This is a genomic window from Shewanella xiamenensis (genome assembly GCF_014647135.1).
Taxonomy (GTDB): Bacteria; Pseudomonadota; Gammaproteobacteria; order Enterobacterales; family Shewanellaceae; genus Shewanella; species Shewanella xiamenensis.
In genome coordinates, this window is the sequence record NZ_BMOP01000019.1 from 1 (window position 1) to 25957 (window position 25957).

Consider the following 25957-nt stretch of genomic DNA (forward strand, 5'->3'; position numbering starts at 1 on the left):
ATGCACGGCAATTTAAGCTGGATGGTAAACGGGAAAGGGCATATCCACGAGTCCTTAAAATGAGCAAAAACAAGTTTCCGGTTAGACCAAAGAAAAATGCCGTTCACTCTTAAGTGAACGGCATTAGACCCTAGGTCTCCTTTTGGTGAACGTTTGGACTCAATTAACGAGTTTGTAAAGCCGCAATACGCTTCTCTAGAGGTGGATGGCTCATCATTAACTCAGCCATTGAACGCTTGCCGTTAATACCAAAAGCAGACATTTGTGCTGGCATTGCTGAGCTTTCTGGGCCTTGGCGTAAACGCTCAAGTGCTGCAATCATCTTATGCTTGCCCGCTAAGCGAGCTGCACCTTCGTCGGCACGGTATTCACGGATACGTGAGAAGTAAGCCACGATAATTGAAGCCAAAATACCAAACAACATATCAAGAACAAATACCACTGCCATATAAGCAAACATGCCCAAACCTTCGCCTTCTTCATCATTGCTCGAGACGAAGTTGTTGATAATGCCTGCTACAACACGCGCCGCGAAGATCACAAAGGTGTTCACCACGCCTTGGATTAAGGTCAAAGTGACCATATCGCCGTTAGCGACGTGGCTTACTTCGTGGGCAAGTACGCCTTCGACTTCGTCTTGACTCATGCCATACAACAGACCTGTACTTACGGCAACTAATGAGTTGTCCTTACTTGGGCCAGTTGCAAATGCATTCATCTCCGGCGATTGGTAAATTGCCACTTCTGGCATTTTAATCCCAGCTTGCTGGGCTTGGCGGGCAACCGTCTCCACTAACCAACGCTCAGTGCTATCACGTGGGGTGGTGATTACTTCACAACCCATGGTCTTTTTCGCCATCCATTTTGAAATCGCTAAGCTGATGAAGGCTCCGCCGAATCCAAAAATCGCAGCGAACACTAAGAGTCCACCCATAGTAGACGTATTCACGCCTAGAATAGACATTACAATTGAGGCTACTAGCAACACGGCTAGGTTAGTCGCAATCAATAAAAATATACGCTTCATATCAGCTCCTTTACGGCACAAAGGTGCCATTTATTTTGTTCAAAGACATAATATGTCCAATTAATCGAAATTCAAGGGGTAAAGGTAAGAGTTTTTCTAATCGCTAATTTTTCTCTCAATTTAGACACAGCCTTTCATGGCTCGTGAGTCTAGGGACAGTCTATTAAGCCAAACTTAAATCTAGGCGCTGTCAGTGTTACAGCCAAATTCATGTGTGTTTATCTATGTTTATCGTAATTAAACTTTGTTAACATGCCTGCACATTCTGAGATTTAAGGATAAAAAAATGACCGTTAATGCCCTACTGCTAAGCAGTTCACGTGTTGGTGACACGCCTTATCTTTCCCATGCGCTGCCTTTTATCAAACCACTTACCGCTCACGCACAAAAATGGATTTTTATTCCTTATGCAGGGGTAAGCATGAGCTACGATACCTACTTAGCGTCTGTAGTGACGGGACTCAGTGAGCTTAAACTCGATATTAGTGGTATTCATCAACACCCTGATCCGCGCCAAGCGATTAAAGATGCCGACGGTATTTTAATTGGTGGCGGCAACACTTTTCATCTTTTGCATGAGTTGTATAAGTACGATCTTGTGCAGCTTATTCGTAATGAAGTCCTTAGCGGTAAGCCTTACATTGGTTGGAGCGCAGGGTCAAATGTATCTGGATTAAGCATTCGTACAACTAACGATATGCCGATCATTGAACCGCCATCATTCGCGGCCCTAAACATAGTGCCTTTTCAGGTAAATCCACATTATTCAAACTACCGTGCACCAGGACATAACGGTGAAACTCGAGCTCAGCGATTACTCGAATTTACCCGTGTTGATCCGATCACGCCCGTCATTGGCATTGTTGAAGGCAGTGCGCTATGGCGACAGGGAGACACTTTATCACTGTTGGGTGATAACCCTGCCTATTTATTCTGTGGCGAACAGCAGGAGCTCCCAATTCCCGTAGGTAGCGATTTATCTCATTTGCTAAAATAAGATCTCGTTAGCGGCATTCATCGTGGTAAATAGGGTAACATTCATACTCAGCTAACCACTTAACATGCAAATGCCGCTCCTTTAAGAGTTGAACGCGACAAAAAACTAGACTGATTATTGACCTTGCACGCTATCAATATCCTTTCATCATGCAAGGATCGGCATATCTCCCGCAGGAGAAAAAACTTGCACCACTTAAGTATCTGCACTAATTTCGTTGTCGAACACCTTGATAAACAAGATTAATTTTTGCATTTACCCCTAGCTACATTCTGAAACAAATTTTCTAAGTTATTTAAAATTAGGGAGTTATGACCAAGGCACAGGAGTATTTTTTTACCCTTGGTCCATCCAAGTGAGGAGTTTTCATTTTGCGACTGCATTCAACATTGAACCATTCAACCCCGATGAACGGTCATAAAAAGACCAAATTAACACTTTTTTTTGGGTCTATACTGGCCGGCATAATGAGCATCAGTAGTTTAGCCCCCGCCTATGCCGCCACTGCAAGCGATGATAAAAAAGCTAAGGCATTCTCCCATGACACCGTCGTTGAGTTAGCACAGCAACTGGCTCAAAAACCCTTCAAAGAAGCTAGAAAGGCTCCGAAGGAACTGATCGACTTAGATTACGCCACTTATGGCAAGATCAATTATCAAGAAAACGCTGCGATTTGGGGCGGAACACCCACTAAGTTTTCAGTGCAACTTTTTGCGCCCGGTTTTTTATACAAAAATTTGGTGGATATTGATGTCGTTGAAAATAGCCGAGCTTTTCCTATCGAGTTAACAGAATCTTCCTTTAGTGTGCCCAATGATACCATTGAGAAATTGCTCACGCAGGTAGGACAATATGCAGGCGTTCGACTTCATTACCCCATCAATGACGATGAAGTCAAAGACGAGTTCATTATGTTTCAAGGGGCAAGCTATTTTCGTGCATTATCCAAGGGCCAAACCTATGGATTATCAAACCGCGGGTTAGCCATTGATGTTGCCCAACCTAAAGGTGAAGAATATCCCTTATTTAAACGTTTTTGGATAGAGCGACCCTCTAAATATCAAACAGCGATAGTAGTACACGCATTACTAGATAGTCAGAGTGTTACAGGTGCCTATCGCTTTGGTATTTATCCCGGAGCACCGACACGTGTTGATGTCGATGTCACCCTCTTTCCGCGCCGAGATATCGCCCACGTTGGCCTAGCACCACTGACTTCCATGTTTCTTTATGGTGGTTTAGATACGCCTGACAAACCCGATTATCGTCCTGCTGTGCATAACTCTGAAGGATTACAAATTGATCGAGGTAACGGTGAGCGTTTATGGCGACCACTCAATAACCCAAACAAACTGCAAATCAGTGCCTTTGGTGACGAAGATATTAAGGGTTTTGGCTTAATCCAACGCCATCGTAACTTCGACTACTATCAAGATCTTGGTGCGAACTACCAACAACGTCCTTCTGCATGGATTGAACCATTAAACGATTGGGGTAAAGGGCAATTAATACTGCTTGAAATTCCATCAAGCGCCGAAACCAATGATAATATCGTCGCCTATTGGGAACCTCAGGGGGGATTAAAGCAGGCTGAGCCCTATCGCTATTCTTACCGCATTACGGCGTCTAATGACAGCCCTAGTTTTACAAACAAAGCACGGGTAATTCGTAGTTCTAAGGGACAAAAACAGGCCAAAGGCAAAGAACTCCTTATCGACTACAGCAATATCAAGCCACAAGATATTGAAAAAATTACAATTGATGCCAGTATCAGTAAGGGTAAAATCCTCTCATCTCGGATAGTAGCTCACCCTGAAATTAATGGTGCTCGGATCTTCATTACGTTTGAGCCTGAAAGTACCAATGTGGCAGAATTGCGCATTCAATTGCGTAAAGATGAAAAACCTGTCGCCGCTACTTGGCTATATCGCTGGAACAGTGATGATTGGCCCTAGGCCGATAAACTAAGACTCGATTTGCGTTTTACTTAACACCATAAAAATCGCCGGAAATCCGGCGTTTTTTATGGATAAAATCAATATTTCCACACTCATAATAATAACCTTACAGTTAAGCAGTTTAATATTTCCGATAACTTATCACAGTATTTTTCGGAATAAGTAGGATTATTTTTCTCTAACAAAAATAGGGATTTTCAGTTCCAGTTTTTGAATCCTATTTAGCATCTCATAACATTTACACCCCAATCCTACGGCGTTATATTAGCCTCTCAAAAAAACTGAATATTCACACAAGCTACGTTTTTATAAGATATCTACCTATTGTGCTCATCCTATTCAGTGTTTAGTTATTTTTCGCATCATCAATATGTTAGAGAAAAAATGAAGTTACCTACATTAAATGCTGCGTATTTTCGTAAGCCAACGACAATATTGTTAATTACAAGTACGTTACTTATCTTATATTATTTATTACCAATGATTGGACGAGCATTTTGGCTAGCCTTAGTATTACTCAGCTATTTGCTGATTTAACATGTAAACAAGATGCTAACATGGCGATAAAGGTTAACATTCATCTTAATATTCTCCATTAATCTCGCTTGATAATGCTAAGTTTCTTCAACCTATCAAATCTAGCTGACTCATCATCTAGACGGATATTTATGCTATGCCATTTTCACACTTGAAATCAGTTCTCACGCTTTCGTTACTGTTTACCCCGAATGTCTTGGCAACTGCCGTCGATTTTAGTGACTATGGTCCTTTACGCAGCTATGCGCAATCACCGGCCCAAGCAGGCAGTTTAACACCGATGTTAAGATCAGGGTTTTCGTTACCTGAAGGTCAAAAAGAGCTGCACTTATCCGCAAGTGCAGCCAGTGTTTGGGCTGAAAGCGATGACTATTTTGCCGATTACTATCACAACACCCTTGAAGGGGGACTGACTTGGCAAGTCAATGATAAATGGATGATAGATACCAGTTATCACTGGCGTTTTAGTGGCGATAATCACTTAGACTCAGTAACTATGTGGTTTCATGATGCATTTGGTTTTAGTCAAAATGGTCGTGAAGATGCCGCTAAACATCAAAATCAAATATTTTCTAAAGATGGCGTTAATCAGCAAAATATCTCGGGCGAAAACCTCAATAATGTCGTCATACTTTATGTTGGCTACCAATTGTTTGAAAACCAATATCAGGGCTTATCTTTAGGAGGCAGCCTATATTATAACTATGTCGACTCAGGCCCCTTTGAAGATGAAAGCTTTGAACAAGCGTTACAGCTTAATTACAGCTTTGGTTATGAAAAACATCATATTCATTCTACCGCAGCTGTTAGTTTTAGGCAGGGTAATGAGGTTCTTTCGGGGATAAGCTACGATAATCATGCTTATTCCGTCAATCTCGGTTATGAATATTTAACGGGTCGCCATGGCTGGTTGCTTGAATTACATCACTATCAGGGCTTACTCGAAACCGAAAATGACTTTTCAAAAGCCTCTAACGAAATATTACTCGGCTACCGTTACTATTTAGATACCAGTGCAATAGAGTTCTCTATTGTTGAAAACTATTTCAATATGGATAACAGCACTGATATTGCCTTTAACATTGGCTATCGCGTTAAGTTATAATCACAATATTTTAAAACTATGCCAACAAAAACAGAGGCGACATAGCCTCTGTTTTTATATCAAACTTATTATTTGAATAAGCTTATTTCAGCAATAAGGATTGGATATCGATAAAGTTGGCGGCATGCTCCGCATCCGCCTGCTTAAGATGAGGAATACACCCGAGGAAAGGCGATACCATCATCTCTTTAAGCGACGCTAAGTTTTCATCGAACACACTCATATTGGGATCGACACAGTTTGCCACCCAACCTGCGACCGTTAAGCCATCGGCTAATATCGCCTCTTGAGTTAATACCGCATGATTTAGACAACCGAGCTTCATTCCCACCACAAGAATGACGGGTAAATTAAGCTGTTGTACCAACTCAGATAAGTAGCGCCCTTCCCCTAAAGGCAAACGCCAACCGCCAGCTCCTTCGATCAAACAAAAATCCGCCTGCGCAAACGCCGCACGATCAAGCTTGGCCAAAATTGCCTCAGGGAATAAATTAACGCCCTGCTGTTTTGCTGCAATATGCGGTGCAATCGCAGGTTCAAAACTAATCGGATTCACCTGCTCATAGCTCAGTTTAAGGGATGAAGCCGACATCAGTTTTAATGCATCACTGTTACGCAAGCCCTTTTCAGTGATTTCACAGCCTGAGGCAACAGGCTTTACCCCAAGACTTGAGCGCGAAAACCCTGCGCGCAGAACTTCACGGTTGAATGCGGTCAAGAGTGCAGTCGATACTAAGGTTTTACCGCTATCGGTATCTGTTCCTGTTACAAAAAACATGCCTTTTACCTGTTAATCTGTTGGCCAACTATGCGCCAAACCGTTGCTAGAAATTTATACCGAGCCGCCTTGGCGACGCACACGAAATTGGGCGATCTGATAGGTTAAAGGCAGGCCCTGTGCCTCACGAAATTGCTCTGCGCGTTGTTGTAAAGCCTGCCAATCGTCACGGCCACGCAATTTACCTAAATGGGCATCGGATTCAGAAGAAGTTAGACTCTGTACTGAGGATTGCACCGATGCGCCCACGCCTTTAATGGAATAGAGTAAGGCTTTAAGATCTTGAAAATAGACGGTCATTGGCATGAGCTTCACATCAAGAAATTGCCAATCTGTGTCGTCAAATGCCGCTTGTAAGCTTTCAAGGGATAAGAAACAGTTGACCCTCAAACCAAGATTGGATAACTGCTCAAGGCTGCCTGCCGCCACGATACTCAGGTGAGCTTCTCCACCCGATGTTAAGACTCTGGCCATTTCACTGGTTGCAGCCGAAAAGTCATGGCACCACTGCAGTGCCAAATTGGAGTAAATATTATCGATGCACGCATCGGCAAAGGGTAATTGCTCGGCATTACCGCAAACACACTGTTGATAAGGGTAAGTCGCGTTAAGCTGTTGCAGCATGCCCAAAGCGATATCGAGTGCATAGACCCTGATATCTGTGCCTGTGGCATTATGATCAAAATTGGTTCCCGGCCCTGCGCCAATATCAAGAATTGCGCCCTTGGCTACAAATCCCTGCAACAAACTCGCGCCGCTTAAACGCTGCAAACAGTTATGTTCTTGATAGCGCTTGGCCGCAGCAGAAAACCGATCGGCAATATGCTCGACCTGACTGGCAGACTGATGGGAATTAACACTCACGCCAAGCGGCATAGACATCACAGATTATTCTCACTTTTACATCAAACTTTTACTTAGAAGCTTTTACGTTCAAGCTCTTACTTTCAGACTCTTATCTTCAAGCTCTCAATACTCGAGCATTTCAAGAACTCAATACCCGAGCATTGAAGTGCCCTGCCTTTCACCTGATATGTGAATCAAGTACTGGCTTACCGTTCAGGCCGCTCAGAAACCCTCGGCAGTGCGCATTCCTTCAGCACAGTGGCAATACTACTGACGCAGCGCCTTATTACCGCCTCGCTATGGGATGCGCTTAAGGTGATGCGCAATCTTGCCGAGCCGACCGGCACTGTGGGTGGACGAATGGCGCCGACCCAAATGCCTAATGTCTTTAGCTTTTCCGCCACCAGCAAGGTTTGCGTCGCATCACCAATAATCAAAGGTTGAATTGCCGTGTCACTTCCTAGGAGTGGAATGTCCGCATCTTGGCACAACTGCTTGAACAATAAGATATTGCGCTGCAATTTTTGCTTAAGCTCAGGATGGGTCTCAGCGTATTCAACAGCGGCCAAGGCAAGAGCCGCATTAGCGGGCGACAGCGCCGTAGAATAAATATATTCCCGTGCATTGCTGACCAGAAATTCAATCAACTGCCTACTCCCGAGGATCGCGGCGCCCTGACAACCTAACGCCTTACCAAAGGTCACGATCTGGATATCGATAAGGTTTGAAGCTGGAGCCGATTCAACTTGAGCACTCACAGCATCCACCACGCCAAAGCCATGGGCATCATCGACAATCAACCAAGCATTATGTGCCCGGCAAAGGCTGGATAAGGCCATAATCGGCGCGATATCGCCATCCATGCTGAACACACTCTCAGTGATAAGGGCAGATACAGCGTTCTTTTCTAATAAACGCTCGGCACTTTCGATGGAATTATGTAAAAAGCGCTTAAAATCCGCGCCGCTGTCGCGCAATCCATCAATAATCGATGCATGGACCAGTTTATCGGCCAGTACCACATCATGCTTATCGAACAAGGTTTTACACAAGGTGGTATTGGCACTAAACCCTGAGCTAAAGAGTAGTGCCGCCTCAAATCCCGTTATCTTGCACAGCTTAGTTTCTAGCGCCAAATGCGCCTCGCTGTAGCCCGTCACCAGTGGTGATGCGCCGCTACCCACGCCATATTGCTTAGCGCCAAGGTGCAGCGCCTCGACCAATGCGGGAGCACGGGATAGGCCTAAGTAATCATTACTGCTGAAGTTAAGATAGTGCTGCTCCGCTAAGCCAAACTGAGGGCCATCCTTACTGAGTGCTGCCGCGCTCGACAGCGCCTGACGCTGCCTAAGCAAACCTTGCTCGGCTAACGCCTGCTGACGGGCGAGGATTTTTGAACTCAGTTTTGAGGTGAGTGATGAACTCATTTTTTCTTACTCAACTTGTCTTGCTCAACTTTTCTTGCTGTGCAATTTACTTTGCTGGCTTACTCGGCGTCTTGACTGGTTTTTCGCCCAGTCTCGGCACAACGTCAGCTCAAATGCTCACAGAGTCTCACCGCCGGCATCACTCTTTGGAACCTGCGCTTCGCCGCTTAACGAAGCGCAACTCCAAAAAGCGAGTTTTACTGAGGCGATAAGTTTTAGTTACAGCGCCGCCGCATCATAAAAAGGTGCCGAGGCTTTATCTTGGTGGGCCGCAGCTTTGGCTAAGACCGCCTGCTCATCATCGATAGTTGCAGCAGCGCCCTGCTCAGGGCGTAAGCCCAGACGGCGGAACAGCCCCATATCATCACTTTCTTCAGGGTTTGGCGTCGTCAGTAACTTGCAGCCGTAGAAAATCGAGTTCGCACCCGCAAAGAAACACATGGCCTGCAATTCGTCAGTCATGTTTTCACGGCCCGCGGATAAACGCACACGGGACTTAGGCATTAAAATACGTGCAACGGCGATGGTACGGACAAACTCCAACGGATCTAAATCATCGAGTTTTTCGAAAGGAGTACCGGCCACTTTGACTAGCATATTGATCGGCACAGAATCCGGATGCTGGGGTAAATTCGCCAGTTGTTGCAATAAACCCGCTCTGTCGGTGGCCTTCTCACCCATACCAACAATGCCGCCAGAGCAAACTTTCATGCCCGATGCGCGCACATGGCTTAAGGTATCTAAGCGGTTTTGATAGGTACGGGTGGTGATCACATCGCCGTAATATTCAGGCGAGGTATCTAAATTGTGGTTGTAATAATCAAGGCCCGCATCGGCCAACTCGTTGGCTTGCTCGGCGCTTAACATCCCTAAGGTCATGCAGGTTTCCATGCCGAGGGCTTTCACCTCTTGCACCATTTGCTTAAGGTATGGCATGTCTTTATCTTTCGGGTTACGCCAGGCGGCGCCCATACAGAAACGCGAAGCACCCGCGGCTTTGGCACTGCGCGCTTCGGTGAGCACGGTTTCCATCGCTAATAGACGCTCTTTTTCAAGGCCAGTGTCGTAACGCGCACTCTGCGGACAATATTTACAATCCTCAGGACAAGCACCGGTTTTGATCGACAGTAAGCGGCTGATCTGCACTTCGTTAGGATCGTACACTTCACGGTGGATACTGTGGGCTTTAAATAATAAGTCATTCATCGGCAGCGCAAATAAGGCTTCGATTTCTTCCCGCTTCCAATCATGACGAACTTGCAACTGCGACATTGAACACCCTTTTATTTTTGTATTTTACCTTGGCTAGGATAACCTCAGCCCTTAAACTGTCAACGCCAACCAGTGATACAGGTTTACCACTGATTAATTTTCAATCAACACTGTGAGCTTTTATGCGCAATTTACTCGACTTGGATTTTGATAGCGCCCATATTTGGCACCCTTATACCTCCATGACTCGTGCACTTCCTGTTTTTGGGGTACATAGTGCCCAAGGCTGCGAGCTGGAATTGGTCGATGGCCGTAAACTTATTGATGGCACCAGCTCTTGGTGGGCCTGCGTGCATGGCTATGGTCATCCGGCAATATTAACGGCGATGGAGCAGCAATTGCACCAACTCAGCCATGTCATGTTTGGTGGCATTACTCACGAGCCCGCCATTGAACTCTGTAAAAAACTGTTGGCGATGACCTGCGAACCCCTCACTAAAGTCTTTCTCTGCGACTCAGGCTCCATTGCCGTCGAAGTTGCTATCAAAATGGCGCTGCAATATTGGCAGGGGCAAGATTTACCTTTAGCGCAAAAGGCCCAAAAACAGCGCATTCTTACGGTGAAGAAGGGCTACCATGGCGATACCTTTGCTGCCATGAGTGTCTGCGATCCCGAAGGTGGCATGCATACCATGTTTGGTGAAGCAGTCACTAAACAGTGTTTTGTCGACGCGCCGCAAACGCCCTTTGGTGAATCGTTACACCAAGACGATTTAGCACCCATGCAGCGTATATTGCGCGAGCAACATCAAGAGATTGCCGCCGTGATTATCGAGCCGATTATGCAGGGTGCAGGGGGAATGCGCTTCTACAGCAGCGAATATTTACGCGGCCTGCGTGCCCTGTGTGATGAATATAATGTGCTGCTTATCCTCGATGAAATTGCCACGGGTTTTGGCCGAACCGGTAAATTATTTGCCTATGAACATGCCGACATCACGCCGGATATCCTCTGCCTAGGCAAAGCATTAACAGGCGGTTATATCAGCCTTGCCGCCACCTTATGCACGGATAACGTCGCCCAAGGCATTAGCCAATCGCCCGCCGGCGTCTTTATGCATGGCCCGACATTTATGGGCAATCCCCTCGCCTGCGCCGCCGCTTGCGCAAGCTTAGATTTAATCAATCAGCAGGAATGGCCAGCACAGGTTGCTGCCATCGAGCAGCAAATGCAGCGCGAGCTTGCCGATGCCATCAATATTCCCAGCGTAAAAGAAGTGCGCGTGCTTGGCGCGGTTGGTGTGTTAGAAATGCACCAAGCGGTGAATACCGCGGCGCTGCAGCAGCAATTTGTCGACCTAGGCGTATGGGTTAGACCCTTTGCCAACCTAATTTATATTATGCCGCCCTATGTGATAAGTTCGGCGCAGCTCAGCCAACTCACCCAAGCGATGAAGCAAGTCGCGGCCACAATTACACCATCGAAAACCACTTCGGATGACGCAAGTCGAGGCCAAAACATCTGCATCAGCCATGGCTAATCGCCATGGCTGCAAGTTATTAAGCCTTCTTGACCAGGCTTGATATCAATGCCCGCAGCGCTGCCGGTTTAATCATTTTGGCCATATAGTGATAACCGCGGCGCTGCACATCTTCCACCAGCTCTTTGCGAGTGTTCGCTGTGATTAAAATGCCCGGTAACTCTTTGCCATAGAGTGCGCGGATCCCATCCATCGCATCAACACCGTTTTGACCATCATCCAAGTGAAAATCGGCTAACACGATATCGGGCGCCACGCCTTTAAGGCCTAACTTAATCCTCGCGTCGGCTAAATCCTTGGCACAAATCACCTCACACTGCCAACGACTGAGTAAGCTCTCAAGCCCCGCAAGAATCGCCTCCTCGTTGTCGATACACAATACTTTAATCCCTGATAACGGTTGTAATAACGATGGCAATGCCTTCACCTGCGGCTGACGCACGGTTTCCCCTAAGGGAACCGTAATGGAAAACACCGAGCCACGCCCCAATTGCGAAGACACCTGAATACTGTGATTAAGTACCCGGCTTATCCTATCGGCAATCGCCAACCCTAACCCTAAACCGCTGACACTTTTACTACGTGGATTATTTAAGCGTTTAAATTCTTTAAATATTTCATGAGTTTCATGCTCATCAATTCCGCAGCCCGTATCGAGTACTTGGATCTCCAATTCGCTGCCGCGATGACGGCAACCAAACAGCACTCGCCCACCACGGGCATAACGGTAGGCATTGGTTAAAAAGTTTTGTAGCACGCGCCTGAGCAAAGAAGGATCAGAATTCACCGTCGCGCTGCAGGGGATCATCTTAAAGCGAATTTGATTGTCCGCCGCCATCGCCTCAAATTCGACCGACAGACCATTGAGTAGCTCAGATATAGCAAAGTCGCGGCGGTTCACTTCGACCATGCCAGAATCCAACTTAGAAATATCCAATAAGTCGGTGAGCAACTCGCCGGCGGTTTTAAGCGAGCTATTCACATGGGATAAGGTGGTGCGTGCCTCGCGATCCAAATTAGGGTATTGGGATAACGACGCAGTAAACAATCTTGCCGCATTCAGTGGCTGCATTAAATCGTGCCCCACCGCCGCTAAAAAGCGACTCTTAGAGGCGTTAGCCATTTCTTCCTGTGCTTTGGCCTCAAGTAACTCACTATTTAGCAGAGCTAATTCGTAGGTACGTTCTTTAACACGCGACTCGAGCGTTTCATTGGCTTCGAGCAACGCCCGTTCTTGCTCACGATATTGGGTAATGTCGGTAAAGGTCATCACAAAACCACCATCGGGCATGGGATTACCTTGAATTTTAATCACTTTACCGTCTTTACGTTGCCGCTCTGAAGTATGCGGCGTGCCATTACGCATATGCTGCACACGTTTTTCAACCTGTTGTTCTATATCGCCATCGCCACAATAACCTCTGGCGGCATTAAAGCGGATCACTTCACTGATAGGCATTCCTTGCTGTAAAAAGCCTTCAGGATATTGATATAACTCGACATATTTGTAGTTCCATGCAACCAAGTTAAGGTCGCTGTCGATCACGCTCATCCCTTCGTAGGCATGCTCGATAGCGCCGCGCAGCATATCTTGACTAAGCATGATTTTGGATGAGGCTTCATCCACAAGGCTAAAGACTTCATCTAAGGCCAAGTCACGCCCTTGTAAGACCGAATCCATAACTAAAGAAGCACTCGAAGCGCCGAGCACGCCAGCGAGTAAACGCTCGGTATGAGCAATCAGTTCTGGAGTCGCGGCCTTATGCCAACTGTCACTTTTAACCGCTTCGGTAGAGAATCGACTAAAACTTTCATAGGCGCGGGTTGGACTCACAAAGCGGCTGGCTAAGATCAATAAATCCTGCTGCGAGATAGGGCCGCTTTTCTTATTGGCATTATTTTTAAGCTTACCAGGGCTGACAAAAGCACTGGCCTGAATACGCTCGGCCACCCCGGCCCTGAACCAAATCGAGCCCAACACATAACAGGCAATATTGGCAAATAACGCCGTAAGCGCATCACGCACATTCGGTGTAATAGCATCTAATAGGTCGAAATTACTAGACATTAATGTCGCTGGGCTTTGGTTACCCGTCATGCCACTGAGCATGATGTAAAACCACAAGCTAAAACCCACACTGAGTCCTAAAAACACCCCTGCACGATTGCCGTGTTTCCAGTAGAGTCCACCCACTAACGCGGGTGCAAGTTGGGCAAAAGCACCAAAGGACAGCATCCCCAGATGCGATAGCGAGTCGCTATCAGCCAGCGCCAGATAACTGCCGTAACCCAACCCAAGGATGATGATAATCGCGAGGCGGCGGGCATTTAATAGCATCTGCGAAAACTGGCTGAAGTTTTTCTCGCGGATATTGCCAGTACGTAACATCACAGGGACGAGCCATTCGTTACTCACCATAACACTGATTGTCACCACGGCCACAATCACCATCCCCGTCGCCGCAGATAAGGTGCCTAATAGCGCAATCACCGCCAGCAGCGGATGATCTAACGCAAGCGGTAAATTAATCACATAGGTATCAGCGGCAACGCTATCGCCCAAGATCAATTTACCCGCTAATGCCAGTGGCCCGACAAATAGGCCAAATAAGGCCAAATACAGCGGAAACAACCAACGCCCTTTAGACAAAACAGACTCATCGGCACATTCCACCACCATCACATGGAATTGGCGCGGCATACACAAAAATGCCGCCATGCCGACAAGCAGTTCAGGCATCAAGGTTTCAATACGGGGGTTTGGGTGATGAATTAACGCTTTATCACTCGCCTGCTGCCAAATATCGCCAAACCCGTCAAATACGCCAAAGCTAATCACCATCCCCACCAGCAAAAATGCTGCGAGTTTCACTAAGGATTCGAACGCGATAGCCAGCATCATCCCGGGATTATGCTCGGTAGCATCGAGCTTACGAGTGCCAAAAAGAATGGCAAAAATGGCTAACAGCGCGGTGATCAGTAGCGCAATCATAATGCCATTTAAGGGGTCATCCGCGGGTTGAAATAGATTAAGGCTGAACACCATCGCCTTAAGTTGCAGCGCAATATAAGGCATGATGCCAAACAACGCTATCAGGGTAACAATGGCCGCCAAGGTTTGCGATTTACCGTAACGGGCGGCGATAAAGTCGGCGACCGAGGTAATATTTTGCGCCTTGGACACGAGGACCATCTTGCGCAACATGCCAAACCCTAAGGTGAAGATAAGAATTGGGCCGATAAAAATCGGAATGAACGACCAAAAATCCTTAGCCGACTGTCCAACCGTGCCTAAAAAACTCCAAGAAGAACAATAAACCGCCAAGCTTAAGCCATAAATGACCACTTGCAGCTTCTTGGTCACGCCGCTAAACCAGCGCTCCGCCCCCCAGGCTAAAAGGAATAAAAGTGATACATAACAAATAGCAATAACGGCGACGACTAAGGTGAGATTCATATTTTTGCTCTTTTTTCCATTATTGTGCGATAAATAATGGCTGAAATCTAGCCAGATTTTCGAGTGCAACAGCCTAAATATAAAGGAAATTTTAAAACTAGACCAAGGTCTAATGGAGTTGACTCCCTCTTGCATACCATACTCAGACCACGCAATTTTTCGAAAGGGAAGCCCTATGAGCTCGCAGTCTCTCTACAAAGTCTCCGGCAATATCGCTGCCAATGCACTTGTAAATAACGATCAATATAAAACAATGTACCAAGAGTCGATTGTCAATCCAGAGGGTTTCTGGAGAGAGCACGGCAAACGCATCGATTGGATAAAGCCATACACTAAAATCAAAAAAACCACTTTTGACGATCATAATTTATCGATTAACTGGTTCTATGACGGCACCCTAAACGCATCGGCAAACTGTCTAGATCGCCATTTGGCGGAGCACAGCGACCGCGTCGCCATTATTTGGGAAGGCGATAACGCCAACGAACAACGCAAAATCACCTACGGTGAACTGCACACTCAAGTATGTAAGTTTGCCAACGCGCTACGCAGCCAAGGCGTACGCCGTGGCGATATCGTCACGATTTATATGCCGATGGTGCCAGAAGCCGCCGTCGCGATGCTGGCCTGTGCTCGCATTGGTGCCGTGCATTCCGTTGTTTTTGGTGGTTTCTCACCCGATTCTATTGCCTCTCGGGTTATCGATGGTAAATCCAAAATCGTCATCACCTCCGATGAAGGTATGCGTGGTGGCCGCGCCATTCCACTCAAACGCAACATCGACGATGCGTTAAAACATCCCGATGTGACCAGTGTTGAGAAAGTCATTGTGCTTCAACGCACTGGCGGCAAGATTGACTGGGTAGAAGGTCGCGATGTGTGGTGGCATTCACTGGTTGAAACCGCATCCGAACATTGCGCTGTCGAAGAAATGGGCGCAGAAGATCCGCTGTTCTTACTCTATACCTCAGGTTCAACGGGTAATCCAAAGGGCGTATTGCACACTACTGGTGGCTATATGGTGTATGCCTCCATGACCCACGAGTATGTGTTCGATTACAAACCCGGTGAGATTTACTGGTGTACTGCTGATGTGGGTTGGATTACTGGTCACTCCTATATGGTATATGGCCCGCTTGCCAACGGCGCAACGGTGCTCATCCACGAAGGTGTTCCTAACCACCCAAGCCCTGCGCGTTTAGGCGAGATGATTGACCGCCATAAAGTCAATATTCTCTATACTGCACCAACGCTTATTCGTGCACTAATGGCCGAAGGTAAACAACATTTTGATAAGTACGATGGCAGCTCACTGCGCATCATGGGCTCTGTAGGTGAACCCATCAACCCAGAAGCTTGGCGTTGGTACCATGAAGTCATCGGCCACGAGCATTGCCCGATTGTCGATACTTGGTGGCAAACCGAAACTGGCGGCATTTTGATTACCCCACTGCCAGGCGCAACCGATACAAAACCAGGCTCGGCGACTCGCCCCTTCTTTGGTGTGCAACCCGCGCTTGTGGACAACATGGGTAACATTTTAGAAGGTGCAACCGAAGGTAACTTAGTGCTGCTCGACTCATGGCCAGGCCAAATGCGTACCGTGTATGGCGACCATGAACGCTTCGTACTGACTTACTTCAAAACCTTCCGCGGCATGTACTTTACCGGTGACGGTGCTCGCCGCGATGAAGATGGCTATTACTGGATAACAGGCCGTGTGGACGACGTGATTAACGTCTCTGGTCACAGATTAGGTACTGCTGAAGTAGAAAGCGCGCTAGTATCACACGAACTGGTCGCAGAAGCTGCAGTAGTGGGCTATCCCCATGATATTAAGGGCCAAGGTATTTATGCCTATGTCACCTTAACCCGCGGCACAGAAGAAAGCGAAGAACTTCGCCAAGAGCTGCGCCAATGGGTTCGCAAAGAAATTGGCGCCTTAGCCACACCGGATCTGATCCAGTGGGCAACAGGCTTACCTAAGACCCGTTCTGGCAAAATCATGCGCCGCTTCCTGCGTAAGATTGCCGCAAACGAAGTAACCAATTTAGGGGATGCATCAACACTAGCCGACCCAGCTGTGATTGAGACCTTGATTGAAACTCGCTTGAATCGCAACGAGTAATCGTTGTCCAACACTTAATCGTGATTTATCACGATTAAGTGTTGCTTTAGCTCCTGTTCATTTGAACACCTGTCCGTTTTAGCAAGTGTTCCTTTTAATCAAGTAAACCCTGTTGAGAAAGTGCCTGATTGCCCCTTTCTCTTAGTTGCCCCTCCAACCAAGGGGCATTTTTTTGGTTCTGTGTTAAGCTTGACGCCAAACTCAGTCGACCAAGAATAGCTAACAGCGTGTCAGTTAATTCCAGCCCAAGCGTTACCCTCAGGGATTACCAGCAACAAGCCGTCGATGCCGCCATCGCGCATTTCAAAAAAAGCACCGATTCCGCCGTGTTAGTCCTACCAACGGGTGCCGGGAAAAGTATCGTTATTGCCGAGCTTGCCCGCATCGCTAGAGGACGCGTGCTGGTTTTAACCCATGTGAAGGAACTGGTTGCCCAAAACGCGCAAAAGGTCGGATTACTGACGACTGAAGCCAGCATTTACTCCGCGGGGTTAAATCAAAAATCGACTGACGGCAAAACCGTCGTGGCCAGTATCCAATCCGCCGCGCGCGCATTAACTCAATTCGATGAGCCCTTCTCACTGGTGATTATCGATGAATGCCACAGAGTCAGCCTCGAAAAAACCAGCCAATATCAGCAGATATTAAGTCATTTACAGCTGCGTAATCCCAAGCTGAGGTTATTAGGCCTGACTGCCACCCCTTATCGACTCGGGACGGGTTGGATTTATAAACGCCACTACCACGGCAAAGTCGGCTCGCCCGAGCTTGGGGTCTTCGAGCAGTGTATTTTCGAGCTTCCCATCCGTCCGCTGATTAAACAAGGCTATTTAACTTCACCAACCTTATTTGATGGTTTAAGCGCCCAATATGACTTCAGCCGAATCAAACCCAATGACAATGGCGAATATCCCGAGGCCCAAGTCAATGCGCTGCTGAACCACGCTGGGCGCGCCACAACGGCGATTGTGAAGCAACTGATTGAACTGAGTCATCATCGCCAAGGGATCATTATTTTTGCCGCGACCGTGCGCCATGCTGAAGAAATTGTTAGCCAGCTCAACAAGGATCACAGCGAGCAAACAGCAATCGTCACGGCGCAAACGCCAGATAATGAACGTGATGAGCTTATCGAGCGCTTTAAAGCGAAGGAGCTTAAGTTCCTCGTCAACGTCTCGGTATTAACAACTGGCTTCGATGCGCCCCATGTGGATTTGATTGCGATTTTACGCCCCACCGCATCGGTGAGTTTGTTTCAGCAAATGATTGGCCGAGGCCTTAGGATCTGTGAAGGTAAAAAAGATTGTTTAGTGATTGATTACGCGGCCAATGGCTATGATTTGTATTTTCCAGAAGTCGGCCAAGCTAAGCCCAATAGCAAATCTGTTCCGGTACAAGTGCATTGCCCTGTCTGCCAGTTTGCCAATATCTTTTGGGGATTAACCGACAAGGATGGCGATATTATCGAGCACTTTGGCCGTCGCTGTCAGGGCATTGTCGAGCATCATGGGCAAAAGCAGCAATGTGACTTTCGATTTAGGTCTAAATCCTGTCCCGATTGCGGACAAGAGAACGACATTGCGGCGCGAATTTGCCAGCATTGCCAATCAACCTTAATCGACCCCGATAAACGCCTTAAGCAAGTATTGAATAAGCAGCACCATCATCTGTTCCGCTGCCAGCATATGACGTTAATGGATGATGCGGGCGATCTTAAGGTGCAATATCTAGACATTGACGGAAATGAGTTTAATCGGCACTTTAAGCTGCAAACGCCCGCCCAATGGCGTGCCTTGTATGCGCTGTTTATTTTCCCCCATAGTCGCACGCCAGGCATTAAACCTAAGCAATACAAAAAAGTGTCTGAGCTGATTGCCGATAGTGCCGCCTTTCGGATGCCAGATCTGTTACTGCTGAAAAAGCACAAAAAAGGCTGGGATCTGCTCGAAAGCTATTTCGATTACCAAGGGCGCTATCAAACTGAAAATAAACACATCTGACATTATCAATTCGGTTAGCGCTATGGTATAAAACGCTTAAAGTAATCCTAAGGAGCTATTATGTACGTTGTTATTTTTGGCCGTCCTGGCTGTCCTTATTGCGTGCGAGCAGTACAACTGTCAGAGCAACTCGTTGAAAAACGTGATGACTTTAAATTTAGATATGTAGATATCCACGCCGAAGGGATTTCTAAAGCGGATCTCGAGAAGACTGTCGGCAAGCCAGTCGAAACGGTGCCCCAGATATTCGTTGATGAAAAACACGTAGGTGGTTGCACCGATTTCGAACAATATGTTCGTGATAACAATCTGTTAGGTTAACCCTAATACGAGATAACAAGGAGACCTGTGGTCTCCTTTTTTACTTTTGCATCAGTTGTTACATCAATAATGTTGCAGAGTAAAGCAACCCCAATTTTGCTTGTTTCATTTTGTGTTTCCCCAGTTGTTATTATTTATCCGCAGCCAATATGGACCAATTAACACCCGAGCAAAACTGACAATAAGTCTATGAGCAAAGTAGAAAATGCAGTGAAATTAAGATTTTTAGTGATGAGTAGCGAAGGAAGATTTTTACTAGGAGAGATAAAGAGTGGTGGGTCGTGAAGGATTCGAACCTTCGACCAATTGGTTAAAAGCCAACTGCTCTACCGACTGAGCTAACGACCCATCGAGTGAACGCTGATTTTACACTTCAGTAAGTGGTGGGTCGTGAAGGATTCGAACCTTCGACCAATTGGTTAAAAGCCAACTGCTCTACCGACTGAGCTAACGACCCATCTAGTGAACGCTGATTTTACACTTCAGTAAGTGGTGAATCATGAAGGATTTCAACCATTCGATTGATTGGTTAAAAGCCAACTGCCCTAGCTTTATAACATAAGCGACTGAGCTAACGACTCATCTAAGAATTCTGAATTTTACACTTCCAGAAAAGTGGTGGGTCGTGAAGGATTCGAACCTTCGACCAATTGGTTAAAAGCCAACTGCTCTACCGACTGAGCTAACGACCCATCTAAAGACTCTGAGTTTTACACTTTCAGAAAAGTGGTGGGTCGTGAAGGATTCGAACCTTCGACCAATTGGTTAAAAGCCAACTGCTCTACCGACTGAGCTAACGACCCATCTAAAGACTCTGAGTTTTACACTTCCAGAAAAGTGGTGGGTCGTGAAGGATTCGAACCTTCGACCAATTGGTTAAAAGCCAACTGCTCTACCGACTGAGCTAACGACCCATCTAAAGACTCTGAGTTTTACACTTTCAGAAAAGTGGTGGGTCGTGAAGGATTCGAACCTTCGACCAATTGGTTAAAAGCCAACTGCTCTACCGACTGAGCTAACGACCCATCTAATCTACTACACTTCAAATACCGTTAACTTATTCTATTTACTAGAGTAAGTGGTGGGTCGTGAAGGATTCGAACCTTCGACCAATTGGTTAAAAGCCAACTGCTCTACCGACTGAGCTAACGACCCATATACTGGTATTTTGCGCCCCGAACGACCTCGCCGTTCCGAGGGCGCCTATAATACCTTTTTCATTTCCCCATGCAAGCGTAAATTCCCAATTTTTTGTCGTTTGCATGAAAAACAGACTAAGAGTATGTTTTTTAGTTAATTACGCTTTAATTGCAGCCAGTTGTTGCTGGGCAATGCGTGCTGCAGCGCTGTTGGCGTAGTCTTTTACTACCTGTTGGTAATATTGAGTTGCACCAGCTTTATCGCCCATTTTCTCTGCGATCATGCCAAGCTTCACTAAACTGTCACCACGTTTGTTGGAATCACTAAAACGGGTCACGACCGTATTGAAAACTTGCTTAGCTTCAGCAAACTCACTTTTATTAAACAGCAATTGTCCTAACCAATAATTAGCATTGGCGGCGTAAACTGAATCTGGATATTGTTTAATGAAAGCGCGAAAGGCTGGGATTGCATCATCATACTTACGCTCTTTCAGCACGAGATTAACTGCGCTTTCGTAGCTGGCCGTTTCACTTAAACTACTGGCGGCCGCATTCGCGGTTGCTGCTGCAGCGGCAGGAGTGGAAGGCACTGAAGCGGCTGGAGTCGCTGCTTTAGAAGATAAATTAGCAATTTCATCATAAAGCTGACGCTGGCGTTGCTGCATCTGCTCTATTTGATAATTTTGTTGTTCAGTCAAACCACGTAAGTCGAGAACTTCTTGCTGCAAAGTATCCAGACGGCGCTGCATATCAATTTCGCTTTGTTGTCTCGATTTTACAATGCGCTCTAAACGAGCAAGTCTGTCATCACCTGAACCACCAGCAAGGTCTTCAACAGGAGCAGGAGCTGCAATTGCAGCTCCTGCGCCGAAGAACATTGCCGTAATTAAGACGGCACGTTTCATCTCGTTACTCTCCGTAATTCAATCTTAGTAAACTAAAACTGCACGACGGTTTTTAGCAAAACCTTCATCGGTACGAGTGAAGTCAAGTGGCTTCTCTTCGCCATAGCTTACGATGCTCATTTGGCTTGGTTGTACACCCATGCCTTGTAAGTATTTAGCAACAGCTTTAGCACGACGCTCACCCAGTGCGATGTTGTATTCTGGCGTGCCACGCTCGTCGGCATGACCTTCAATCAATACACGAACACTTGGGTGCTCAACTAAATAAGTACCGTGGGCTTCGAGGACAGCTGCATATTCAGTTTGAACTTCACTGCGGTCGAAATCGAAGTAAATAATGTGCTCTTTTCTCAACTGCTCGAGTTGCTGACGTTGTTGCTCTTCAGGCGACAACATTCCACCAATACCGCCCGTTTGAACACCACCATTGAGTTCACTACCAGAACCGCTTGTAGAGCCCATAGCATCAGTTTCTGATTCAGAAGTTGAGCTACACGCACTAATAGCCATAATTGGAAGTGCTACCAACATAGCTTTTAACAACTTGTTCAGATCCATTACTTGTTCCTTATAAAATTAAATGTTAATAAATCAAACTAATACACTAGAGAAACGGAGACCAAGAAGGTGATTTCACCTCGCCCTGACCTACCGGTAATCTCGCTTTAAAGCGTCCGTCCGTAGAAACAGCTGCTAAAACTTGCTTGCCTTGATACGTAGTGCCATAAATCACCATAGTACCATTAGGGGCCACACTTGGAGACTCGTCCAAACGTGTCGATGTCAGCACCTGCATAAAGCGCGTACTTAAATCCATACGTGCAATATTAAATTTACCATTTGTGCGATTCACAAAAATCATGCTGCGACCATCAGGGGTAATTGAACCACCTAAATTCCATTCACCTTCAAAGGTTTCACGGGTCACTTTGCCTGAATTTAAATCTACACGATATAACTGTGGTCTACCACCACGCTCGGAGGTAAACAACAATGACTTGCCATCAGGATACCAAGAAGGCTCAGTATCGATGGAATAGTGGTTGGTAATACGTTTAATCGCCTTAGTGGCAATATCAATGACATAAATCTCAGGTTGACCATCCTTAGAGAGGGTCACGGCCAATGATTTACCATCGGGCGAGAAAGAAGGCGCACCGTTAATGCCAGGGAAACTACTCACCTTCGTACGCACTTGAGTGTATAGGTCCTGAACAAAAATCTCGGCTTTTTTGTTTTCAAAACTCACATAAGCTAAACGACGGCCATCGGGTGACCACGCGGGTGACATCAAAGGCTCAGGAGAGCGCAATAACATCTGCTCATTGTAACCATCATAGTCAGCAATCATTAATGAATAAGCCGCTTTTTGACTGTGGTTAACCAATACATAAGAAATACGCGTTAAAAACGCACCACGAATACCGGTCAATTTTTCATAAACGATATCGCTTATACGGTGGCCATACTGACGAAACTGGGTCGCAGAAATCACGGTCTGACGACTATCCATCAAAAATTCAGTTGGACTTGCAGGACCTTTTAGTGCTTGGTTTTGTGCTTTAACCAAATCAATAAGATCAAAGCTCACCAAAAACTGATCCGTGCCGTAAGGCTTAACCGAACCAACCACAACGGCTTCAGCACTAACATTAGCCCAAGCATTGGCATCAAACTGTGCTAAGGCTCCAATACCACGTTGAGGTAACCCTAATTCATCTAAAGGTTTAAACGTACCGCTGCGCACTAAGTCAGACATAACCACATCGGCAATCGCCTGTGGTGGCGCACCGGCACCTTGCCATTGGAATGGCATCACAGCGATTGGTCGCGCTGCATCCACACCTTCGGTAATCACAATATCCAGCGCCGCTTTTGCCGGCATAGTGCAAAGCAGAACTGCCAATGCTAACCATTTTGCCAAAATTTTCATGGGACTCCTTTAATTAAACGTTGGTTCAACGATTAAGTTAATTTCTTTCATCAAGTTATATACCGCAGGGTCTGGAGACACTGGTAACTTACCCGCTTTTAAAATCGCCGCTTTAGCTGAACGACACACATTCGGATCACCACCTTGTGTCTGACTGCTAATCACAAATCCATCATTCGCTAAACGCACAGAAACAGTACACGTTTTACCACGCATCGATTCATCAACCACAAGGTTACGCTGAATCGTTGATTTAATCATAGCGGTATACTTACCGACTTCCGTTTGCATCTGCTTATTCATGGTTTGCGATAAGGCTGCCTGCTCGGCGGCTAACGCATCAGCCATTTCCTGCTCCTGTAGAGCACGGGCTTCAGCATCCGCTTTCGCCTTAGCATCTGCTTTTGCCTTAGCTTCGGCTTTTGCTTTCGCCTCTGCATCAGCCTTGGCTTTTGCCTCTGCTTTGGCTTTAGCTTCTGCCTCAGCTTTTGCCTTGGCTTCGGTTTCTTTCTGCTTACGGTCTGCCTCAGCTTTCGCGGCAGCGGCCTCTTCTACTTTACGTTTTTCCGCGGCTTTTTGAGCTGCATCTTCAGCAAGTTTACGTTCTTGCTCCTTCTGCTTGCGATCGGCTTCGGCTTTTTGTGCTTTTTCCTTTTCCTGTTGCTGCTTCACCTGCGCGGCTTTCGCGGCATCATTGGCCTTTTGGGTCTCAATTTCTTGCTGCTTACGTTCTTCCGCCAGTTTCTTCAACTGTGCTTGTTCACGCTCACGGGCTTGCTTTGCTTCCTGTGCTTTGCGTTCAAGTTCGGCTTGGCGCTCACGTTCTCGGCGCTCTGCATCGCGCTTTTCCTGCTTTAGCTTTTCAACTTGATTAGCGACTTGTTGCTGATCAACCATAACAGCTTTTACTGCAGGGGCGCTAACTTGTTGCACAGGTTCAGGTTTATGGGTGAAATCTATGCCAATGGCCAGAATAATTATCACGCCAATATGAATACCTGCTGAAATTGACAGAGGTAATGCAACATTTGAATTATCCGCCACCTATTTCTCCTTGGGTGAATCCGTCATCAAACCGACTGAGGGAACGCCTGCCTGTTGCAAGGTCACCATCAATTGGATCACGTTATCGTAAGGAATAGTTCTATCGGCTTTAACCACCACAGGACGTTCAGGCTCAGTCACCATAATCGCCGCCACGGCGGTGGCTAACTCTTCCAATTCCATTTCTTCGTTATTGGAACCGCCCTGATTAAGAAAATAAGTACCGTCGGCATCAATAGACGCTACAACCGGCGGCTTACTATCCGCGGGTAGCACTTCGGCCGCACCTTGCGGCAGCTCCACCTTCACCCCTTGGGTCACAATCGGTGCTGTTACCATGAAAATAATCAGCAACACGAGCATGACGTCGATGTAAGGCACCACGTTGATTTCGGCAACAGGGCGACGACGTTTACGCTGATAACCGACTTGCATTATACGCCTTCCTTCTCACTGTATGCTTGGCGATGCAGGATGCTAGAAAACTCTTCCATAAAGTTAGCGTAACCGATTTCCAGCTTTTCAACCTGAGTCGCAAAACGGTTATAAGCGATAACTGCTGGAATTGCCGCAAACAGACCCATAGCGGTAGCAATCAGTGCTTCTGCAATACCTGGCGCTACCATGGCTAATGTTGCGTTTTCCATCGAGCCAATTGCGATAAATGAATTCATAATACCCCATACCGTACCAAACAAACCGATATAAGGGCTAGTCGAACCAATGGTTGCCAATAAAGGTAAGTTAGCTTCTAACTTTTCTAATTCACGGGATAAGGTCACACGCATCGCCCGCGAAGTACCATCCATCACCGCATCAGGCACTTTGCTATTTAATTTATTCAGACGTGAATATTCTTTAAAACCCGTCACAAATAATGACTCTAAGCCCGTATTATCTGGACGAGCCGATAATTCTTTATACAGACGATTTAAATCGACGCCTGACCAAAATTTATCTTCAAATTTTGCCGATTTATTTTTTGCAGATGTCAATAAACTACGGCGTTGTAAGATCACCGTCCAAGACATTACAGACAAGCAAAGTAAAGTGAACATAACAAATTTCACTAATAAACTGGCTTGTAAAAATAACCCGACAATCGACATATCAGCTTGCACTGTCAAACTCCTGCACAATATTTAAGGGGATAGCTCGGGGCCGCATACGTGATAAGGCTACACAGGCTACTAGCACTGTGCCTTCACAATAACAGTCTCCCAGATGATCAACCAAACGTTGATGAAATACCAACGAGGCCTTTTTCAACTCTATGACCTTAGTTTCTACAATAAGGTTCTGTTCAAAACGTGCGGCTTTTTTAAAATCCAATTCCGCCCGCTTAACCACAAACGCCGTATCATCGGCCAACAGTGCAGTCTGACTTACGCCTAAGGCTTTTAACCATTCGGTTCGCGCTCGCTCAAAAAAATTGAGATAGTTCGAATGATAGACAACGCCACCTGCGTCGGTATCTTCGTAATAGACTGAAATGGGCCAATTAAACGTCATGCGAAATCAGTAGATTTTGGTTGAAAAATTGACGCTACTATACCTAGTGAAACAAGACTTGTGAATGACCCGATGAAGATATAGATA

Annotated in this window: 20 protein-coding genes and 8 tRNA genes; 7 read left to right on the plus strand and 21 right to left on the minus strand. The window is 46.4% G+C overall.

The window, feature by feature from the left end:
- Window positions 1-163: 163 nt before the first annotated feature.
- On the minus strand, window positions 164-1027 hold the full coding sequence (gene htpX / locus IEY09_RS14965; RefSeq protein ID WP_037419467.1) for a protease HtpX: 864 nt from the start codon (window positions 1025-1027) through the stop codon (window positions 164-166).
- Window positions 1028-1313: 286 nt separating this feature from the next.
- Between htpX and pepE the strand changes: the two genes are divergently transcribed.
- From pepE to IEY09_RS14980, 3 genes are all read left to right on the plus strand, one after another.
- On the plus strand, window positions 1314-2024 hold the full coding sequence (pepE, locus tag IEY09_RS14970; RefSeq protein ID WP_037419465.1) for a dipeptidase PepE: 711 nt from the start codon (window positions 1314-1316) through the stop codon (window positions 2022-2024).
- Between the two features lie 371 nt (window positions 2025-2395).
- Entirely contained in the window at window positions 2396-3979 is a 1584-nt protein-coding gene (locus tag IEY09_RS14975; RefSeq protein ID WP_069455146.1) for a glucan biosynthesis protein G, read from the plus strand.
- Between the two features lie 676 nt (window positions 3980-4655).
- Complete coding sequence (locus IEY09_RS14980) at window positions 4656-5624, plus strand: DUF3187 family protein (protein ID WP_188871679.1); 969 nt, start codon at window positions 4656-4658, stop codon at window positions 5622-5624.
- An 82-nt stretch (window positions 5625-5706) separates the two neighbouring features.
- Here IEY09_RS14980 and bioD read toward each other — a convergent pair whose 3' ends face one another.
- The 4 genes from bioD to bioB form a co-directional block, all read right to left on the minus strand.
- Window positions 5707-6402: a dethiobiotin synthase gene (gene bioD, locus IEY09_RS14985; RefSeq protein WP_188871681.1), complete on the minus strand. Its 696-nt coding sequence runs from the start codon at window positions 6400-6402 to the stop codon at window positions 5707-5709.
- A gap of 54 nt (window positions 6403-6456) precedes the next feature.
- Complete coding sequence (gene bioC, locus IEY09_RS14990) at window positions 6457-7284, minus strand: malonyl-ACP O-methyltransferase BioC (RefSeq protein WP_188871713.1); 828 nt, start codon at window positions 7282-7284, stop codon at window positions 6457-6459.
- Between the two features lie 170 nt (window positions 7285-7454).
- Window positions 7455-8675: an aminotransferase class I/II-fold pyridoxal phosphate-dependent enzyme gene (locus IEY09_RS14995; protein WP_188871683.1), complete on the minus strand. Its 1221-nt coding sequence runs from the start codon at window positions 8673-8675 to the stop codon at window positions 7455-7457.
- A gap of 219 nt (window positions 8676-8894) precedes the next feature.
- Window positions 8895-9947 carry a biotin synthase BioB gene (gene bioB, locus IEY09_RS15000; RefSeq protein ID WP_011623120.1) on the minus strand — a complete coding sequence of 351 codons (1053 nt, stop codon included), beginning with the start codon at window positions 9945-9947 and terminating at the stop codon, window positions 8895-8897.
- A 122-nt stretch (window positions 9948-10069) separates the two neighbouring features.
- On the opposite strand from bioB, the gene bioA reads away from it, so the two are divergent.
- The gene (gene bioA, locus IEY09_RS15005) at window positions 10070-11428 is read left to right on the plus strand and encodes an adenosylmethionine--8-amino-7-oxononanoate transaminase (protein WP_188871685.1); all 1359 of its coding nucleotides are present in this window, start codon (window positions 10070-10072) and stop codon (window positions 11426-11428) included.
- A gap of 19 nt (window positions 11429-11447) precedes the next feature.
- On the opposite strand, the gene IEY09_RS15010 is transcribed toward bioA, so the two are convergent.
- Complete coding sequence (locus IEY09_RS15010; RefSeq protein WP_037427492.1) at window positions 11448-14885, minus strand: hybrid sensor histidine kinase/response regulator; 3438 nt, start codon at window positions 14883-14885, stop codon at window positions 11448-11450.
- A 175-nt stretch (window positions 14886-15060) separates the two neighbouring features.
- Here IEY09_RS15010 and acs point away from each other — a divergent pair, with 175 nt between their 5' ends.
- The 3 genes from acs (at window position 15061) to IEY09_RS15025 (ending at window position 19334) form a co-directional block, all read left to right on the plus strand.
- Window positions 15061-17013 carry an acetate--CoA ligase gene (gene acs / locus IEY09_RS15015; protein ID WP_047535065.1) on the plus strand — a complete coding sequence of 651 codons (1953 nt, stop codon included), beginning with the start codon at window positions 15061-15063 and terminating at the stop codon, window positions 17011-17013.
- Between the two features lie 227 nt (window positions 17014-17240).
- Window positions 17241-19013 (plus strand): DNA repair helicase RadD, encoded by a 1773-nt coding sequence (gene radD / locus IEY09_RS15020; protein ID WP_188871687.1) that lies wholly within the window; start codon window positions 17241-17243, stop codon window positions 19011-19013.
- Between the two features lie 60 nt (window positions 19014-19073).
- Window positions 19074-19334 (plus strand): GrxA family glutaredoxin, encoded by a 261-nt coding sequence (locus IEY09_RS15025; RefSeq protein WP_011072684.1) that lies wholly within the window; start codon window positions 19074-19076, stop codon window positions 19332-19334.
- A gap of 272 nt (window positions 19335-19606) precedes the next feature.
- Here IEY09_RS15025 and IEY09_RS15030 read toward each other — a convergent pair.
- The 15 genes from IEY09_RS15030 to ybgC form a co-directional block, all read right to left on the minus strand.
- A tRNA-Lys gene (locus tag IEY09_RS15030) sits at window positions 19607-19682 on the minus strand.
- Between the two features lie 33 nt (window positions 19683-19715).
- Window positions 19716-19791 (minus strand) — tRNA-Lys (locus tag IEY09_RS15035).
- Between the two features lie 33 nt (window positions 19792-19824).
- Window positions 19825-19915, minus strand: a tRNA-Lys gene (locus IEY09_RS15040).
- A gap of 35 nt (window positions 19916-19950) precedes the next feature.
- Window positions 19951-20026, minus strand: a tRNA-Lys gene (locus tag IEY09_RS15045).
- 35 nt (window positions 20027-20061) lie between these two features.
- Window positions 20062-20137, minus strand: a tRNA-Lys gene (locus IEY09_RS15050).
- A 35-nt stretch (window positions 20138-20172) separates the two neighbouring features.
- Window positions 20173-20248: transfer RNA gene (locus tag IEY09_RS15055), tRNA-Lys, on the minus strand.
- Window positions 20249-20283: 35 nt separating this feature from the next.
- A tRNA-Lys gene (locus IEY09_RS15060) sits at window positions 20284-20359 on the minus strand.
- A gap of 54 nt (window positions 20360-20413) precedes the next feature.
- A tRNA-Lys gene (locus IEY09_RS15065) sits at window positions 20414-20489 on the minus strand.
- Window positions 20490-20631: 142 nt separating this feature from the next.
- On the minus strand, window positions 20632-21381 hold the full coding sequence (ybgF, locus tag IEY09_RS15070) for a tol-pal system protein YbgF (RefSeq protein WP_037419433.1): 750 nt from the start codon (window positions 21379-21381) through the stop codon (window positions 20632-20634).
- Between the two features lie 24 nt (window positions 21382-21405).
- Window positions 21406-21939: a peptidoglycan-associated lipoprotein Pal gene (pal, locus tag IEY09_RS15075; protein WP_037419429.1), complete on the minus strand. Its 534-nt coding sequence runs from the start codon at window positions 21937-21939 to the stop codon at window positions 21406-21408.
- A gap of 46 nt (window positions 21940-21985) precedes the next feature.
- Entirely contained in the window at window positions 21986-23314 is a 1329-nt protein-coding gene (tolB, locus tag IEY09_RS15080; RefSeq protein ID WP_037419426.1) for a Tol-Pal system beta propeller repeat protein TolB, read from the minus strand.
- A gap of 9 nt (window positions 23315-23323) precedes the next feature.
- Window positions 23324-24358: a cell envelope integrity protein TolA gene (gene tolA / locus IEY09_RS15085; RefSeq protein WP_188871689.1), complete on the minus strand. Its 1035-nt coding sequence runs from the start codon at window positions 24356-24358 to the stop codon at window positions 23324-23326.
- Window positions 24359-24793 (minus strand): protein TolR, encoded by a 435-nt coding sequence (gene tolR, locus IEY09_RS15090; RefSeq protein WP_037419420.1) that lies wholly within the window; start codon window positions 24791-24793, stop codon window positions 24359-24361. It lies immediately after the preceding gene.
- Window positions 24793-25479, minus strand: a complete 687-nt coding sequence (gene tolQ, locus IEY09_RS15095; RefSeq protein ID WP_037419415.1) for a protein TolQ — start codon at window positions 25477-25479, stop codon at window positions 24793-24795. The genes tolR and tolQ overlap by 1 nt, the downstream gene beginning before the upstream one ends.
- Window positions 25469-25870 (minus strand): tol-pal system-associated acyl-CoA thioesterase, encoded by a 402-nt coding sequence (ybgC, locus tag IEY09_RS15100; RefSeq protein ID WP_011072691.1) that lies wholly within the window; start codon window positions 25868-25870, stop codon window positions 25469-25471. Before ybgC ends, tolQ begins: the two co-directional genes overlap by 11 nt.
- Window positions 25871-25957: the final 87 nt, after the last annotated feature.

What these genes read in the sequence shown, in the direction of transcription:
- htpX (WP_037419467.1), bottom strand. Translation starts at nt 1,027, where the DNA reads ATGAAGCGTATATTTTTATTGATTGCGACTAACCTAGCCGTGTTGCTA.
- pepE (WP_037419465.1), top strand. Translation starts at nt 1,314, where the DNA reads ATGACCGTTAATGCCCTACTGCTAAGCAGTTCACGTGTTGGTGACACG.
- IEY09_RS14980 (WP_188871679.1), top strand. Translation starts at nt 4,656, where the DNA reads ATGCCATTTTCACACTTGAAATCAGTTCTCACGCTTTCGTTACTGTTT.
- bioD (WP_188871681.1), bottom strand. Translation starts at nt 6,402, where the DNA reads ATGTTTTTTGTAACAGGAACAGATACCGATAGCGGTAAAACCTTAGTA.
- bioC (WP_188871713.1), bottom strand. Translation starts at nt 7,284, where the DNA reads ATGTCTATGCCGCTTGGCGTGAGTGTTAATTCCCATCAGTCTGCCAGT.
- IEY09_RS14995 (WP_188871683.1), bottom strand. Translation starts at nt 8,675, where the DNA reads ATGAGTTCATCACTCACCTCAAAACTGAGTTCAAAAATCCTCGCCCGT.
- bioB (WP_011623120.1), bottom strand. Translation starts at nt 9,947, where the DNA reads ATGTCGCAGTTGCAAGTTCGTCATGATTGGAAGCGGGAAGAAATCGAA.
- bioA (WP_188871685.1), top strand. Translation starts at nt 10,070, where the DNA reads ATGCGCAATTTACTCGACTTGGATTTTGATAGCGCCCATATTTGGCAC.
- IEY09_RS15010 (WP_037427492.1), bottom strand. Translation starts at nt 14,885, where the DNA reads ATGAATCTCACCTTAGTCGTCGCCGTTATTGCTATTTGTTATGTATCA.
- acs (WP_047535065.1), top strand. Translation starts at nt 15,061, where the DNA reads ATGAGCTCGCAGTCTCTCTACAAAGTCTCCGGCAATATCGCTGCCAAT.
- IEY09_RS15025 (WP_011072684.1), top strand. Translation starts at nt 19,074, where the DNA reads ATGTACGTTGTTATTTTTGGCCGTCCTGGCTGTCCTTATTGCGTGCGA.
- ybgF (WP_037419433.1), bottom strand. Translation starts at nt 21,381, where the DNA reads ATGAAACGTGCCGTCTTAATTACGGCAATGTTCTTCGGCGCAGGAGCT.
- pal (WP_037419429.1), bottom strand. Translation starts at nt 21,939, where the DNA reads ATGGATCTGAACAAGTTGTTAAAAGCTATGTTGGTAGCACTTCCAATT.
- tolB (WP_037419426.1), bottom strand. Translation starts at nt 23,314, where the DNA reads ATGAAAATTTTGGCAAAATGGTTAGCATTGGCAGTTCTGCTTTGCACT.
- tolR (WP_037419420.1), bottom strand. Translation starts at nt 24,793, where the DNA reads ATGCAAGTCGGTTATCAGCGTAAACGTCGTCGCCCTGTTGCCGAAATC.
- ybgC (WP_011072691.1), bottom strand. Translation starts at nt 25,870, where the DNA reads ATGACGTTTAATTGGCCCATTTCAGTCTATTACGAAGATACCGACGCA.